Genomic DNA, 15,552 nt, shown 5'->3' on the forward strand with positions numbered 1-15,552 from the left:
TTAAAAAATCTAAAGCCGGTATATCAAATGATATATCGGCTTTTTTGTCGCTAAATATAGAGATGATTTAATGCATATCTTTAATAACTCACAATTCGGTTATAGGAGTTTCGAAGGGGAGATTTAAAAATAGGTAATACTTGAGCTCGTCTAAGATCCTTTAAAAAAGCATTACGCCAGTCATTAATATCAAAACTTTTTAGACCCTGCATTAACTGTTTATAACGCTCTAAACGCTCTGATTTTGACATGCTTAAAGCTGTCTTTAATGCCTTAATCATATCGCCACGATTTTCAGGATCGACAATAATGGCTTCTGACATTTTCTCCGCAGCCCCGGCATATTTAGAAAGAATCAAAATACCGGGATTATCAGGGTCTTGTGCTGCAATAAACTCCTTTGCAACCAGATTCATTCCATCACGTAATGAATTGACCCAACAGATATCGGACTGAAGATAAATTTTCATCAAGTCATCATGCGCTACAGTCTCATGGCTACAATTGATAGGCTGCCAATTATCCTGTGAAAACTCGTGATTAATAAAATCGACTTTTGAATCTATAAGTTCATATAAATTTTTATAAGCAGGGACATCCATGCGGCATGGGCAGGCGATTTGTAAATCGGTGATGTGTTTATGATATTCAGGGTTATTTTTCAGAAATTCTTCAAAAGCATTAAAACGCTCAATCAAACCTTTGGAATAATCAATACGATCGACGCTAATAATTGTTTTTTGATCAATTAAATCCTCAAATTCAAAGATAGGATTAGGATTTTCTTTTTTTTGTTGAGCGACTTTTTGTATAAGCTCCGGATTAATACCAATTGGATAACATTGAATAGTGATCTGGTGGTTATTATAGTGCAGCACATTGGAATGAATGACTTGAGATGGCAAAAAATGCTGACATACCTCCATACATCGTGTTTGGTCTTGTTCAGTCTGTAATCCGATTACATCATACTGACAAAGATCTTGAATGAGGGAGTGGGCAGTTGGAAGTAGATTCCAGATATTTAAATCAGCAAAGGGAATATGTAAAAAAAATCCGATTCTATTTTGCATACCCAATTCACGACAATAATGCGCCACACTTAAAAAATGATAATCATGAACCCAAATGATATCGTCTGGATGAGCGATTTGAGCAAGTTGATGAGCAAATAAACGATTCACTTGTTGGTAGATTTTAAATTCTTCTGGTTGATATTCTATTAAGTCTGCACGGTTATGCATCGCTGGCCAAAGGGTACTATTTGCAAAGCCGCAATAATAGCCGCTATATTGTGCTTCAGTTAGCGGGCAGGTAATGTATTCCACACCCTCATATTCAGTCGGGCTAAAATTTGGATCATGGTGATTTTCAATTTTTTCTCCATTCCAGCCTAACCAAATTCCTCCGATATCATTCAATGCATCTTGTAGAGCTACAGCTAAGCCACCAGCAGTGGACTTGTCGGGATTGGGTAAACTTACACGATTCGATAATACGATTAATTTAGACATGCTTTTTCTCCATTTGATACTTGAGACTGTCTTGAAAAATGTGTTTTTAAGAATTGTGAAAATAAATCCAGAAAATGAGCCACATCTGCGACATTTTTAAGGCGATAGCGCGCTTGGGTTTGTTCTTCTCCAACTTTTATACTGACGCCGTGATAGTGATTGATGATTTTAAAACAGGATTCATCTGTTTTGTCATCCCCAATAAAAATGGGTAAAACATGGGGGAAATTAAAATGATCTAAAATTTTTTGAATAGCCCGTCCTTTATCAGCCTCCGCAGGTAATAATTCAAATACATATTTACCTTCATTAATTTTAAATTTGGGGTGCATACATTGGATATCATTTGCAATTTTTTTTGCAATTTCCGCCAGTTTAGGATATTCACGATAGTGAATAGCCACCGAATAATCTTTATTTTCAATTAACAGCTGAGGATAGGCAAGGCATGCCTTTTGAACATTATGCTGGAGCAAAGAAATATCAATTTCATCAACGCATGTATTTAATTTCGTTTCCTGATCTATGTATATTTCTAAACCATGTGTCCCCGCAATGGGTACCTGAAGAGGAAAAAATAGCCGAGATGCTACTTTTACAGAACGTCCAGTCATAGCAATAACAGCAATGTCTAAATCTATAAGTTGCTGCAATGTTTGCAAGGTAGTTTTAGGAATAAAACTTTGTGAAGGATCTATATGGAATTCGGAAAGTGTCCCATCTATATCAAGAAATAAACAGTATTGTTTTTCTTTAGAAAAATGATGAGAAATAAGCTGTAATACGTTTGAAGAATAAGATTCATTATTTACAAATTGGGTGGTAGCCTTATGCATATTTGATATCTACTACTTATTCTGGTTATTAACTAATAGCATTAAAAATATAAAGATCACCTCAATTTATTATTAAACCCACACAATTTAAATAAAGTTTACATATTTTCTTGTTATTTTAACTCTGTTTATTTTTTGTTTTTATTTACATGTGCTTACCATTTTTATCAATGTGATTTATGGTTTTTTATATTAAAAAATTAGAAAAAACAACCTTAATGAGTGCTAAATTAAAGTAAATCCTATTATTTTAATGAATGGTTTTTATCATCTAAAAAATATAAAAATGTTTCTATTAGGCAACAAAAACAGCCAACCTTTTGAACTTGAAATCTTTAACTCCGATCTAATGTCCCCATATAAATATATGAGACCCAAACATAACAATACCCAATTGGGGGTACTGCTTGATTGCTATGGCGGGAGGTCAACGAGATGTTTCACTTTTTCCGTAAATTATTCTGCATGCACACTTATGAATATTTCGAAGAAGTTGAATGTCGTAAGTGTGGCAAAACCAAACCTAATTAATTGCAGGTATGATATTCCAAGTGGTGTGATTTTAGTTGCGATGTCATTACAGGGGAATGACGTTGAGCGTTTGATTCGGGTAATTCAGATTCAAGCTATGGGTTGTGGAAGTGCAGTTTCAAAATAAAACTGCTTGATATCCTGTAAAAACCTTGTGGTATTTTCCAGTAAGTTCAGACATTAAATTGCATGATGAGGGATTACAGCTCTCATCATGCAATACATTTTTTCTTGGATTGGATTCACCAAACAAACAAGAACCTAAAATATCGATTCACTTTCCGGTCTCAAGTTTCCGGAACAGCATAAATTGATTGTCCTGCAAGAATTATGTGCTTTTTCCTGGTTTTATCTTTGCAAATTATTATTGTTCATTTTTATTTTATTAACTTGCCTTTGACCAGGTTTCAAATTCATTTTGAATTTCATCAATCATAAAACGCTGACAGTCGTAATTCCAAAAGCTGATTACAGTCTCAGAGATCTTATAACCTTTTGGCGTTTTCTTATAGTGTGTATCGAAGCGCTCGAGTAGATCTTTGGGTACTTCACTTGACTTAAGAAGGTTGCGTGCAATCATTGCACGATACAACCAGGCATCCCATGCTGCCTGATCTTCTTTCAGAAGGAACTGCTGTGTCTCTGTGTTATAGCCAATATTTAAAACATGAGGTTGTAATTTGAGGAAGCGAATGAACATTTGACGTTCAGCCTCCTTTTCTTCTGCAGTTAGTTCCCCAAGCGGAATAGGCACTATAGACTTGCGACCTGAAAAAATTGGCGTGATCTCGACAGGTTCAGCGAAAGATTCTTTTAGAATTGAGCCTAAGTGAACAAAGATGTTGACCAAATCCAGTTCGCTTATTGTTGTTGGCTTACGAACTAACTTGTCCACTGTTTCTAATAGGTGGCGTTTTGCTTGAATGTCGTTCATATCATACCCTTTGAAAAAAACATATTTTTAGAATTTATGAAAAATAAGCTGGAAAACAAGGTTATCCAGCTTTAAAAGGTCCTGCCTTTAAAGGAACATTTCCTCGAAGTACAAGGGAAGCGGCAAATAGATTTCGCCTGATTTTGTCTCACCTAAATACAGCACGAAGATTTGAAACGTACGTTCATCAGATACACTTTGAATATGCACAAGCTGCTCGGCGGCTTCGGAAAGATCCAACATGCAAGTGGCGTATCGAGGGGAATCATAGAAGTGGGCATTGGCATGGGTTTGTCCAGATTCATTTAGCTCTTTCGAAATATTAGCGAATGCAAATTTGTCCTCATGCCAAAAGCCAATTACAAAACCTTGAAACTTTGCTTTTTTAAAAATTTTTTGAGTCTCGTTATCGATATTCATCAAATCCAAAACAGCTTGTTCATAATTTGTTTTTTTGAAAATGACCTTTCCTGCATTGTATGAAACAGGGTCATATTCATTGTTGATCTGTGTCGACTTCTTTAAGGTGTCAAGTCTTATATTCTTGTTTTCACCCACGATAAAAGTAATTTTATTTAGGTCATCTACTTTTGAGGTTTCATTTAAGAAACCGTTTAAATGGGACTCTTCTGCGCTTAGATGTTCGGTTACTTGAAAGATTTTATTGAAATCGTTAATTTTCACTATTTTACCTTCTGTTTTATAGTTGCTTTGTTATCGTTTAATGCATTTTCACATTCCTCAAAATTTACGTCATATAGATAGGCCGCTTCAATCACTTCACCCGCTTTGTTGAGGCGATAAAATAGGGGAGCCGAACCGTCACCATGAGCAGTGTGAGAATTGGCACCAAAATCAAATACACCACCTTCTTTCATTGATTTTTTGACACTTCGATCGTGATTACCACCTGATGATAAAGTGCATAAGTTGAAGTAAGAGCTAAGGTCCTGGTTATTACGATCTCCGTTATAACGTTCATACCAAAGCTCATCAAAAAATCCGGCTTGTCCCGAATCAACACCTACGTCAAAGTTAGTGTTGAAATGCCATTTCCCATTTTCAATTGGATTAAAGCTGGCTATGGATTCATGCTTGATGCGCAGAAAGTGGGTACGAAGCGGTTTACCTGCAGCATAAGTATCTTGCAGGTCAGTGATTTTTCTTTCGAGGTTGGCAATAAAGTCGCGTCGTTCTTCCGCTTCAATTTTCTTTACTTTTTCTCTGATCTGATCTTCGGTCAGGTGTTGGCTGTGCTGGTCAAGCATTAAGGCACGGAACTTGGAAGGACGAGTGCTGATCGAATGTCTTGCGTGGGCAAAAGTGGAATTGATTTCAAACAGCAACCAACTTTGTTTTTCCCAATAATTGTATTCTTCTGACACATAGCACTTCGAATACCATTCCACCGCATCGTCTGCTAATTCTTTATAGATGCGTTGTTTTTCAACATCCGGTTCTTCTTTGATCAATTGAAAGAGTTTTTCAACGTTTTGTAACTTGTCATCCCAATTGGCTTGATTACGCACTTTACTGACCAGTTTTTCAAAAGAGAACAAGTGATCTTTGTACTTCTCTCCAAACTTTGCGTGATAGTGCAGCAGGTATTTAAATTGGTCGATTTTTTCCAACATACTGCGTTCATCGTAGGGATCGCGGAAAAAACCAATCTGGGCTTGATACTTGCCATTGGCTGCTGGCATTGAACCTTTGCACCAAACATCATTGGCATAACAAGGGTCAGTGAAGCGAATCGCTCCTGATACAACACTGAACTCACCTAAATCACGGACGTGGCGTGTACGTGAATTCTGTTTAATTTGGATAGGCATGTTATTGATTCCTGGTAATAACTTATATTGCTTTTGTAGTATTCAGCCTGATGTGCAACAACTCCAAAATTGTTCACCACCTCCAATGCCTCTTTGAGCTAAATTATTTCTGAATTCCATTTTTTCAGTCTGAGCAATACGCTTTTTAATTATTGGTTTGGTGTAACAACTCGTTTTGTGCTGTAGCTTACGCTTCAATTGTTAGCGTTTTATTTCAAAGAGGAATTCTTTTCGTAAAAATTTTATTTCAAAGATACTTTTTTTCGTTAGCATTTTATTTCAAAGATGATTTTTTTCGTAAGCATTTAATTTTATGCTTTATACGTTGCGTGTGATTAGTCGACTAGTCCTACCAAGAGTGGCATCCCTACATTTCACCTTATATTAAGCAAGTTGTGCTTGTCGGAAAGCGTTGATCTTACGAGTGGAATTGTCACCATACAGATTTAACGATTTACTGTGCTGTTTATTTTTGGCTTTAGAAAAGTGGATGATATTACCCAGCAGCGTATCAGCAAGATGCTTCAATTTCGGTATTTACATCATTCATTAATGTCTTGGACATTTTCTCTAAAACCGACTCTATAAAAACAACTTGGTACGAAAATTGCCTAATAATCATAATGATGCACTTTTATATCCATGCTGTTTTTATTGCTTTATTTTGGATCAAAAGGTGAAATCAAGGGATACTAAAATGGAGCAAAAATGAAAATTTATACTCAACGATTAGAACAACTTAAACATAACGAGCTGTTTGAAACCATTGAATTAACTTTTGATGTGCGTCAAAAGAGCCGTTTTCGTGCAACCTTACAAAATGGGGTTGATATTGGTGCGGATTTGCCGCGCAACGGCATTTTACGTAGTGGCTCTTATATTGCAACAGCACAGGGTGATGTGTTGCAAGTCAATGCACAAGCTGAAAAACTCATGCAAGTCACAGCACAAACTGAATTTGATCTATTAAAAGCCGCCTATCACTTGGGCAATCGCCATGTTCCCTTAATGTTAACGCCTACGGCACTTTATTTTGAACCCGATCATGTTTTGGCTGAAATGGTCACAGGCTTAGGACTGTACGTGATAGAAACTTTACATCCTTTTGAGCCTGAAAGTGGCGCCTATGCCCAGCATCAACATGATCATCGTCTAAGCCCAATTAAAGCTTTACAGCATGTCCATCACTAATGCGGCGCAGCTGCTCAGTTTACTGACGCTGTCTTCTACGGCGTTGCCGATCGGAGCATATTGCTACTCGCAAGGAGTGGAGAGTGCGATTGATTGCGGCATGATTCATGATGAGGCATCCAGCATTGCTTATTTTGAAGAAGTGCTTGAGATGTTGCTGGTTCGTTTCGAGTTGCCTTTACTTAAGCGCTTAATGCAGTCCTTTGATGATGAAGCGCAATTTGAGTATTGGGCAAATCTCTATCGTTCTAGTCGTGAAAGCAAAGAGCTACTCGCAGAATCAACACAATTGGCTTTTTCTTTAAATGCCTGGATCCGCGACGTTTTAAAACAACCGGTCAGGGTTAAAAAACAACTAGGTTTTATGCCGGTGTATGGGCATTTGTGTGGCACTTTAGCCTTAAATTCAGCCGATGTACTCACTGCCTATACCTTCACTGTATTAGAAAACCAAGTGTTGGCTACGGTCAAAACAGTACCGTTAGGACAAATGAGTGGACAACGGATTTTATGGCATTTACATAGTCTTATTCCTGACGCAATTCAGCGCGCTCTGAATTTAGACGATGCCGAAATCAGTAGCGCTTTACCACGCTATGCCATGCTCAGCATGCAGCATGAAAACCAATATTCAAGATTGTTTAGATCATAAATATATAAAATTGAAGAAATAAGAGGGGAAATACAGATGTCAGAACGTAGTCCATTACGCGTTGGAATTGGCGGACCAGTCGGTTCGGGTAAAACGGCGTTAACCTTAAATTTATGTCAGGCCTTGCGTGAAAAATACAATATGGCTGTGGTCACCAATGACATTTACACCAAAGAAGACTCCAACTTTTTGACCCGCAATGAAGCGATGTCCCCCGATCGCATTGTGGGGGTGGAAACTGGCGGTTGTCCCCATACCGCAATTCGTGAAGATGCCTCGATTAACCTGGCGGCGATTGATGACCTATGTGAAAAATTTGACGGTTTAGAACTGATCATTATTGAAAGTGGCGGTGACAATTTGGCGGCAACCTTTAGTCCAGAATTGTCTGATTTAACCTTGTATGTGATTGATGTGGGGGGCGGAGAAAAAATCCCACGTAAAGGCGGTCCTGGGATTACCAAATCCGATTTACTGATCATCAATAAAACTGACTTGGCGCCAATGGTGGGTGCCAACCTGGATGTGATGGATCAAGATGCCAAACGCATGCGTGGCGAGAAACCGTTCTTATTTTCCAATATGAAAACCAAGGATGGACTGGAATCCATCATTTCCTTTATTGAAAAACAAGGCTTATTTAAGGCTTAAGCAGGAGTGTGATGTCAATGTTAAAAAGATTTTTTGCTGTTGTCATGGGAAGCTTACCGATGATCGCCATGGCACATCCTGGTCATGCGCATGAAAGCAGTTTTTGGAATGGATTTAGCCATCCTTTTACCGGCTTGGATCATTTAACCATGGCGATTGCTTTCGGTGTCTTGCTCTGGACGGCCACACAACGCTGGAAAGTCGTAGGCTTTTTCGGTTTAGCGGTAGCCATGATTGCAGGCTTTGTTTTAGGACAGCAGCAGGTATTACCCAATGTTTTTGCAGAATACGGCATTGTTTTATCTTTAGCGGTCTTGGCGACAGCGTTATTGATGAAATCCAATGGTATTTTTGCTGTCGCGACCATGCTACTCGCAAGTTTCCATGGTGTGGCACATGGCAATGAACTGGGACAATCAGGACACATGCTGCCACTCATGTTGGGTATGGTTTCTGCGATGTCGATCATTTATCTGACGGGTTTAGGCTTAGGTGCATTGACTGAGAAATACCTGCCGCATGGTCGAAAAATTATAGCCGCACTGGCTGCAATCCTTGCTGTTATCGGTCTGGCTTAATGCGTTTTAAGCAGTATTGATCATGAATATGTTGAATTTACCCCTTTCAAAAACAGCTGATGCACAGAACCCATCGCAGCTTTGGTACGCCTGCCTCGAGCTAGGCTTTCGTTATCAAGCTGCGCAGCAACGCACGACCTTGGCGCATCGAAAACATAGCGGACCTGTACGGGTGCAAAAAATGCTTTGGCCGGAAAAGAGCGGGATTTGTCATGCCATTATTGTCCATCCTCCTGCGGGTATTGCAGGGGGGGATCATCTGACTTTTGATATGCAGGTGGATGCTGACGCACATGCCTTGGTGACTACACCGGGTGCCGGGAAATGGTACAAAACCACCGGTAAATCGGCCTTTCAACATATTCAGATTCGTTTAAAAGACAACGCTATTTTCGAATGGCTGCCGCAAGAAACCATGCTATTCAATGGAGCGCACGCACATTCAGAAACCACCGTTCAGTTAGATCGAACATCGAGCTTTATTGGTTGGGACATGTTGGTGATTGGTCGCCAAGCCTGTGCAGAACAGTTTAGTGAGGGTCAATACCGTAATCATTTTAAGCTGCTGCGCGAAAATAAATTGTTGGTGGCAGACAGTTTAAATTTTGTCGGTAATGACCGTTGGTTAAGCTCTTGTTTGGGCATGAATGGTCAGGCCGTGATGGGCAGTTTATGGGCGGTTGCACCGGAAAAATATCGCGCTACGCTGTACTTAGATGAATACGTTACCGTGATTCGCGAGCTGATCACCCGGATGAAAATCAAGGTCACTTTGACGGTGTTGGGTGATGTCATTTGCGCACGTTTTTTAGGGGATGATGTACGGCAATGTCATGACGCTTTTGCCGCGATTCGAGCACGATTAAGACGTTATTGGTTTGATTTAGACGAAGAGTTTCCAAGAATTTGGCGGACATGATCCTTTTGTTCCCTCTCCTTATAGAAGATGAGAAGCACTGCTTCGCAAGGGAGAGGTGATTAAACATTTATTAAAATCCTCCCTCTCTTGCCAGACATTGTCTCTCATCCCAAAGGGAGGGAGAACACCCAATATCTAATCTTGCACACATTTTGCTTAGACATAAATACATGAATTAGGAACCGTTTATGGAACTCAATCCAACAGAAAAAGACAAAATGTTGATTTTTACTGCCGGCTTGGTGGCGGAGCGTCGTAAAGCTCGCGGCTTAAAACTGAATTATCCGGAAGCGATTGCTTTTATTTCCGCGGCATTACTTGAAGGGGCGCGTGACGGTATGAGCGTCAGTGAATTGATGCATTACGGCACGACTTTACTTAGCCGCAATGATGTCATGGATGGCATTGCTGAAATGATTGCTGAAGTGCAAGTTGAAGCGACTTTTCCGGACGGTTCTAAACTGGTCACGGTACATCAGCCGATTCTTTAATAATAAGGACAAGATTATGATTCCTGGCGAAGTCATTACTCCAGACAGCGATATCGAGCTGAATGTCGGTCGTGAAACTTTAAAAATATCTGTAGCCAATACCGGCGATCGACCGATTCAAATCGGCTCACATTTTCATTTCTTTGAAGCCAATGATGCGCTGCAATTTGACCGTGAGGCTACGCGTGGTTACCGCTTAAATATTGCTGCCGGTACCGCTGTGCGTTTTGAACCGGGGCAAAGTCGCTCGATTGAATTGATTGCTTTAGTCGGACTGCGTGAAGTTTACGGATTTGCTGGTCGTGTCATGGGCAAACTTGACTAAATTAAACCCAATTAAAAATTTAAAAAATGAAGGTAGCCAGTATGAAAATGTCACGCCGCGCTTATGCAGAAATGTTTGGTCCAACGCTGGGGGATCGCGTTCGTTTGGCCGATACTGAATTGTTCATTCAGGTTGAAAAAGATCTGACCACCTATGGCGAAGAAGTCAAATTTGGCGGCGGTAAAGTGATTCGGGATGGTATGGGGCAGTCCCAACTCTTGGCGCAAGATGTTGCTGATACAGTGATTACCAATGCCTTGATTATCGATTGGTGGGGCATTGTCAAAGCCGATGTCGGTTTGAAAAATGGCCGAATCTGGAAAATTGGTAAAGCCGGAAATCCAGATATTCAGCCCAATATCACCATTCCTTTAGGTGCAGCGACCGAAGTCATTGCCGGCGAAGGACAGATTCTCACCGCAGGTGGAATTGATACCCATATTCACTGGATTTGCCCGCAACAAGTTGAAACAGCACTCATGTCTGGTACCACCACCATGATTGGTGGCGGTACAGGACCGGCGGCAGGGACTTCTGCAACTACAGTTACTCCGGGACCTTGGCATATTGCCACCATGTTACAAGCTATTGATGATTTACCCATGAACATTGGTTTACTCGGCAAAGGCAATTTGAGTTTGCCGGATCCGATTCGTGAACAGATTGAAGCTGGTGTGGTGGGTTTAAAATTGCATGAAGATTGGGGATCAACCCCGGCAGCCATCGACAATTGTTTAACGGTGGCAGATGAATATGATGTCCAGGTCGCGATTCATACCGACACGCTTAACGAAAGTGGTTTTTTAGAAGAAACTCTGGCTGCATTTAAAAACCGGACCATTCATACCTATCATACCGAAGGTGCGGGTGGCGGACATGCACCAGATATTTTAAAAGCCATCGGTCAGCCCAATGTTTTGCCGTCTTCAACCAATCCGACGCGTCCCTATACCATCAACACTATTGATGAGCATTTAGATATGTTGATGGTTTGTCATCACCTTGACCCGGCTATTTCAGAAGATGTTGCCTTTGCAGAAAGTCGGATTCGCCGAGAAACCATTGCAGCTGAAGACATTTTGCAGGACTTGGGTGCAATTGCGATGATGTCTTCAGATTCGCAAGCCATGGGCCGTGTTGGTGAAGTGATCATTCGAACATGGCAAACTGCACATAAAATGAAAGTGCAACGAGGTGTACTTGAAGGTGATAATGCCGCGCACGATAATAATCGGGTGAAGCGTTATATTGCCAAATATACGATTAACCCTGCCATTACCCATGGTCTAAGCCATGAAATTGGTTCGGTTGAAGAAGGTAAACTGGCAGATTTAGTGTTATGGAAGCCGGCTTTTTTTGGTGTAAAACCTTCCATGATTATTAAAGGCGGCATGATTGCCGCGGCACCGATGGGGGATATTAATGCCTCTATCCCAACTCCGCAGCCTGTGCATTACCGTCCGATGTTTGGTGCAAACGTACGAGGTGTACATAACACCTGTATTACCTTTTTGTCGAAAGCGGGTATTGAAAATGGTGTAGCGGAAAAATTAGGGCTTAAAAAAATAATTTCACCCGTGAAAAATACCCGAAATATTTCTAAAGCGGACATGAAGCACAACACCTATACCCCAGTGATGGAAGTTGATCCAGAAATTTACGAAGTGCGGGCAGATGGAGTGCATTTAACTTGTGAGCCAGCTGAAGTGTTGCCGATGGCGCAGAGGTATTTTTTGTTTTAATCAAGTATTGATGCCCTCTAATAAAATAGAGGGCATCAATACTATCGCGTAATCGAATTTTGATTTATTTTGATACTAATAATGAAATGGTAGTAAAAATGAAAAAGTTTTCAAAATACAATGCGATTAGTATCGATAACTCAACTTTAAAGTCACTTAAATATAATTTTGAAAAAAGTTTATTAAATAAGTTAGAACAATTCAAAGATACAGGGGTTGAGCTTTTAGTACCAGATATAATCTTAATTGAAATAAAGAAACATTTACTACAAGATACAATTAATGCAAAGCCAAAAATTGAAGAATTTAAAACAATAATAGAAGCAAATTTTTTTCCTGAATTGAACTCTGCTTTAGAGGTTATGAGGAATTTAAAAACCGATGAAATAGCAGAGTTAGTGGATAGTCGAATTCAAAGTTTTTTACAAGCCACAGGTGCAAAAATCCTGAATTCATCTGAATATTTACATGTCAACAGTTTGATTGATTTATATAAAAATACTCAGTTACCTTTTGAAAATACTGAAAAAAAGAAAAGGGAATTTCCTGATGCAATTGCTTTACTAGTATTAGAAGGTTATGCCGAGACCCATGAAAAGAATATATTAACTGTTTCCGGGGATAAGGGTTGGGGGAAGTATTGTTCACAATCTAATGAACTTGATGTTCGAACTAAATTATCAGAGGCAATAGAAATTCTAGTCTTGCAAAATAATCAAGATAAGTTTTTTGAACAGTTTGAAGATAATGGATTTGATATTGTATTTTTAAATGCTTTGAATCAAAAATTGGACGGAAAAATCTCAGTTATTTTAGAACAAGAATATATTCATGCTGAAGCTGATTCACATTTATCTACATGTGATAATGAAGTTGAAAATCTCAGTTTTATTTCAGCAGACTATCAATCAATTGAATTAATTGAGATTAATCATGAGATTAATGAATTTTCAATAAAATTAAGAGGATCAATTAATTTTGAGGTTGAAGCTAGTTTTAGTTTTTCTGTATGGGATTCAATTGATAAGGAAGAGATAAATTTAAGTAGTCGGATGGTTAGTGGTGAGTTTGAAAAAGATTTTGAAGCTATTGTGATTTGTGATTTCGAACCTGAAAAATTGAAAGATTTAGATAATATAGAAATTTCAATTGAAAATTTTAGTTTGGATAACGATATTGTTGATTTCGGATATATTGAAGCCTTTGATGAAAGTTGGTATGAAGAATAAAACTCACCAATATTCTATTTTTACTACTCGTATTATCCTATGACAAAATTCCAACGACATTTGATGGTATGGAGCAATTAGCTAAGATGGTGGATATATTTAGAAAGAATTAAATGAATCCTTTTGGCGCATAAATTGCTTATCGCTGTTATAGAAAATTGATGATTTGATATAACACATTAGGGATTTAACGTGACGACGACTTATTTACGCGGCCAAGAACTCATTGATGACATTCGCAGCGCGCCCTATTCACGTGACCTGATTGGCTACCATGGCGAACCACCCAAAGTGGAGTGGCCAAACCAAGCCCGTATCGCGGTACAGTTTGTACTGAATTATGAAGAAGGTGGCGAAAACCACGTTGAACATGGTGATGTCGGCTCCGAACAGTTCTTATCTGACATTATTGGCGCAGCAAGTTTTCCTGACAAACATATGTCGATGGATTCAATGTATGAATACGGCTCACGTGCTGGCTTTTGGCGGATTCATAAAGAGTTTAAAAAACGCAATTTACCCATGACCATTTTCGGCGTCGGTATGGCATTGGTACGTAACCCCTATATTGTCGAGGCGATCAAAGAAGCCAATTATGACGTGGTTTCTCATGGACAGCGCTGGCTGCATTATCAGGACATGCCCATTGAACTTGAACGCCAACACATGGATCAAGCCATCAGCGTGTTACAGGCGCTTTTTGGCGAAGCACCAATGGGCTGGTATACCGGTCGTGACAGCCCAAACACCAGGCAGCTACTGGCTGAATTTCCCCAGATTAAATATGACTGTGACTATTATGGTGACGACTTACCATTTTGGAGCAGCGTGACTACGACGAATGGTGAAAAACGCCCGCATTTGATCATTCCTTATACCCTGGAAAGCAATGACATGAAATTTGCTTCACCGGGTGGCTTTAACAGCGGTGAACAGTTCTATCAATATCTCAAAGATGCCTTTGATGTACTTTATGCCGAAGGGGAAACTGTACCAAAAATGCTATCGATCGGGATGCATTGTCGTATTTTAGGGCGACCGGGACGTTTTAAAGCATTGCAAAAGTTTCTGGACTATATTCAAAGTCATGACAAGGTCTGGATTTGCCGACGTGGTGATATTGCTGAACACTGGTATAAACATCACGCGCCATAATTAAAAAATATATTTAGAAAGAGAACCTTGTGTTCTCTTTTTTGATTTATGCATTTTATAAAAATAATACTGAAACCAGATTTGGCACTGTTATTGCAAATCCTGTTTTGAACAAAAATTCAATATTAACAGGTGATTTAATAATGCAACTCGTTGAATTTAATCGAGCATCATCAGAAGATGCCATCACCTTTTTAAAGCACTGTGTGCAAATACCCAGCTGGTCGACCGAAATTGTAGCCAAGCGTCCTTATGCATCAATTGAAGCGGTTATGGAGTTGGCCAAACAACAAGCAGCAACCTGGACATGGGGTGAAATTAAAGCGGCTTTGGATAATCACCCACGTATTGGCGAGAAAAAAGCACAAGCTGAATTGAGTGAAATCGAAAAGAGCTTTTCTAACCGTGAACAGTCATCTATTACAGCGGATGAAGAAACCCAGCTCGCTTTGATTAAAGGTAATCTTGCCTATGAAAAAAAATATGGCTATATCTTCCTGATTAAGGCTGCGGGTTTAAATAGTGAAGAAGTCCTGCAGGCCCTGAAATATCGTTTGGACAATGATCCTGAAACTGAAAAGCGGATAGTCCACAACCAACTGGCTGAAATCGCTTTATCAAGACTGTCTCAGGAGCTGCAAGCATGATCAGTACCCATATTTTAGATACCCATCTGGGCAAACCCGCAGCCCAGGTTGCCATCAAGCTTTATGCGGAAGATGGTCATTTGCTCGGCGAAGCATTTACCAATACCGATGGCCGGGTAACAGACTTCGGTTTAAGCGCTTTAAAAGCAGGGAATTACAGCCTTGAATTTTCCACTGCTGCCTATTTTGAACGCTTGGGACTAGATACCTTCTTTCCTAAAGCAGTCATTCATTTCTATGTGAAAGATGCATCGCAGCATTTTCATATTCCTTTACTGATCAGCCCGTTTGCGTACTCCACATATCGCGGTAGCTAATTATATTT

18 protein-coding genes are annotated in these 15,552 nt (G+C 39.6%); 13 read left to right on the top strand and 5 right to left on the bottom strand.

Features of this window, described 5'->3' with window-relative positions; translation table 11 throughout:
• Window positions 1–80: 80 nt before the first annotated feature.
• Entirely contained in the window at window positions 81–1,514 is a 1,434-nt protein-coding gene (locus HLH18_RS02585) for an alpha,alpha-trehalose-phosphate synthase (UDP-forming) (protein ID WP_171529213.1), read from the bottom strand.
• Complete coding sequence (gene otsB / locus HLH18_RS02590; protein ID WP_250850268.1) at window positions 1,502–2,350, bottom strand: trehalose-phosphatase; 849 nt, start codon at window positions 2,348–2,350, stop codon at window positions 1,502–1,504. The genes HLH18_RS02585 and otsB overlap by 13 nt, the downstream gene beginning before the upstream one ends.
• 475 nt (window positions 2,351–2,825) lie before the next feature.
• On the opposite strand from otsB, the gene HLH18_RS02595 reads away from it, so the two are divergent.
• On the top strand, window positions 2,826–3,008 hold the full coding sequence (locus HLH18_RS02595) for a hypothetical protein (protein ID WP_171529214.1): 183 nt from the start codon (window positions 2,826–2,828) through the stop codon (window positions 3,006–3,008).
• 258 nt (window positions 3,009–3,266) lie between these two features.
• Here HLH18_RS02595 and HLH18_RS02600 read toward each other — a convergent pair whose 3' ends face one another.
• The 3 genes from HLH18_RS02600 to HLH18_RS02610 all read right to left on the bottom strand — a co-directional run bounded on the left by HLH18_RS02600 (window position 3,267) and on the right by HLH18_RS02610 (window position 5,647).
• Window positions 3,267–3,815, bottom strand: coding sequence for a hypothetical protein (locus HLH18_RS02600; RefSeq protein ID WP_171529215.1), 549 nt, complete (start codon window positions 3,813–3,815; stop codon window positions 3,267–3,269).
• A gap of 87 nt (window positions 3,816–3,902) precedes the next feature.
• On the bottom strand, window positions 3,903–4,499 hold the full coding sequence (locus HLH18_RS02605; RefSeq protein WP_171529216.1) for a hypothetical protein: 597 nt from the start codon (window positions 4,497–4,499) through the stop codon (window positions 3,903–3,905).
• A complete protein-coding gene (locus HLH18_RS02610; RefSeq protein WP_171529217.1) occupies window positions 4,499–5,647 on the bottom strand; it encodes a hypothetical protein in 1,149 nt (382 codons plus the stop codon). The genes HLH18_RS02605 and HLH18_RS02610 overlap by 1 nt, the downstream gene beginning before the upstream one ends.
• A 708-nt stretch (window positions 5,648–6,355) precedes the next feature.
• Between HLH18_RS02610 and ureE the strand changes: the two genes are divergently transcribed.
• The 12 genes from ureE (at window position 6,356) to uraH (ending at window position 15,544) form a co-directional block, all read left to right on the top strand.
• Window positions 6,356–6,838, top strand: coding sequence for an urease accessory protein UreE (gene ureE / locus HLH18_RS02615; protein ID WP_171529218.1), 483 nt, complete (start codon window positions 6,356–6,358; stop codon window positions 6,836–6,838).
• On the top strand, window positions 6,825–7,490 hold the full coding sequence (locus tag HLH18_RS02620) for an urease accessory protein UreF (RefSeq protein WP_171529219.1): 666 nt from the start codon (window positions 6,825–6,827) through the stop codon (window positions 7,488–7,490). The genes ureE and HLH18_RS02620 overlap by 14 nt, the downstream gene beginning before the upstream one ends.
• 36 nt (window positions 7,491–7,526) lie before the next feature.
• Window positions 7,527–8,141 carry an urease accessory protein UreG gene (gene ureG, locus HLH18_RS02625; protein ID WP_131287086.1) on the top strand — a complete coding sequence of 205 codons (615 nt, stop codon included), beginning with the start codon at window positions 7,527–7,529 and terminating at the stop codon, window positions 8,139–8,141.
• An 11-nt stretch (window positions 8,142–8,152) separates the two neighbouring features.
• Window positions 8,153–8,719 carry a HupE/UreJ family protein gene (locus HLH18_RS02630; RefSeq protein ID WP_171529220.1) on the top strand — a complete coding sequence of 189 codons (567 nt, stop codon included), beginning with the start codon at window positions 8,153–8,155 and terminating at the stop codon, window positions 8,717–8,719.
• Window positions 8,720–8,747: 28 nt separating this feature from the next.
• Entirely contained in the window at window positions 8,748–9,638 is an 891-nt protein-coding gene (locus tag HLH18_RS02635) for an urease accessory protein UreD (RefSeq protein ID WP_171529241.1), read from the top strand.
• A 188-nt stretch (window positions 9,639–9,826) separates the two neighbouring features.
• The gene (gene ureA, locus HLH18_RS02640; RefSeq protein WP_131287082.1) at window positions 9,827–10,129 is read left to right on the top strand and encodes an urease subunit gamma; all 303 of its coding nucleotides are present in this window, start codon (window positions 9,827–9,829) and stop codon (window positions 10,127–10,129) included.
• Window positions 10,130–10,145: 16 nt separating this feature from the next.
• Window positions 10,146–10,454, top strand: a complete 309-nt coding sequence (locus tag HLH18_RS02645; protein WP_171529221.1) for an urease subunit beta — start codon at window positions 10,146–10,148, stop codon at window positions 10,452–10,454.
• A 41-nt stretch (window positions 10,455–10,495) separates the two neighbouring features.
• The gene (gene ureC, locus HLH18_RS02650; protein WP_131287078.1) at window positions 10,496–12,196 is read left to right on the top strand and encodes an urease subunit alpha; all 1,701 of its coding nucleotides are present in this window, start codon (window positions 10,496–10,498) and stop codon (window positions 12,194–12,196) included.
• Window positions 12,197–12,294: 98 nt separating this feature from the next.
• A complete protein-coding gene (locus HLH18_RS02655; protein ID WP_171529223.1) occupies window positions 12,295–13,425 on the top strand; it encodes a PIN domain-containing protein in 1,131 nt (376 codons plus the stop codon).
• A gap of 192 nt (window positions 13,426–13,617) precedes the next feature.
• The gene (gene puuE, locus HLH18_RS02660) at window positions 13,618–14,580 is read left to right on the top strand and encodes an allantoinase PuuE (RefSeq protein ID WP_171545675.1); all 963 of its coding nucleotides are present in this window, start codon (window positions 13,618–13,620) and stop codon (window positions 14,578–14,580) included.
• A 143-nt stretch (window positions 14,581–14,723) separates the two neighbouring features.
• Window positions 14,724–15,227 carry a 2-oxo-4-hydroxy-4-carboxy-5-ureidoimidazoline decarboxylase gene (gene uraD / locus HLH18_RS02665; RefSeq protein WP_171545676.1) on the top strand — a complete coding sequence of 168 codons (504 nt, stop codon included), beginning with the start codon at window positions 14,724–14,726 and terminating at the stop codon, window positions 15,225–15,227.
• Window positions 15,224–15,544, top strand: a complete 321-nt coding sequence (gene uraH, locus HLH18_RS02670; protein ID WP_171545677.1) for a hydroxyisourate hydrolase — start codon at window positions 15,224–15,226, stop codon at window positions 15,542–15,544. Before uraD ends, uraH begins: the two co-directional genes overlap by 4 nt.
• Window positions 15,545–15,552: the final 8 nt, after the last annotated feature.

Origin of the sequence: Acinetobacter sp. ANC 5414 (assembly GCF_013004295.1) — a bacterium.
In the GTDB taxonomy this organism is placed as follows: Bacteria; Pseudomonadota; Gammaproteobacteria; order Pseudomonadales; family Moraxellaceae; genus Acinetobacter.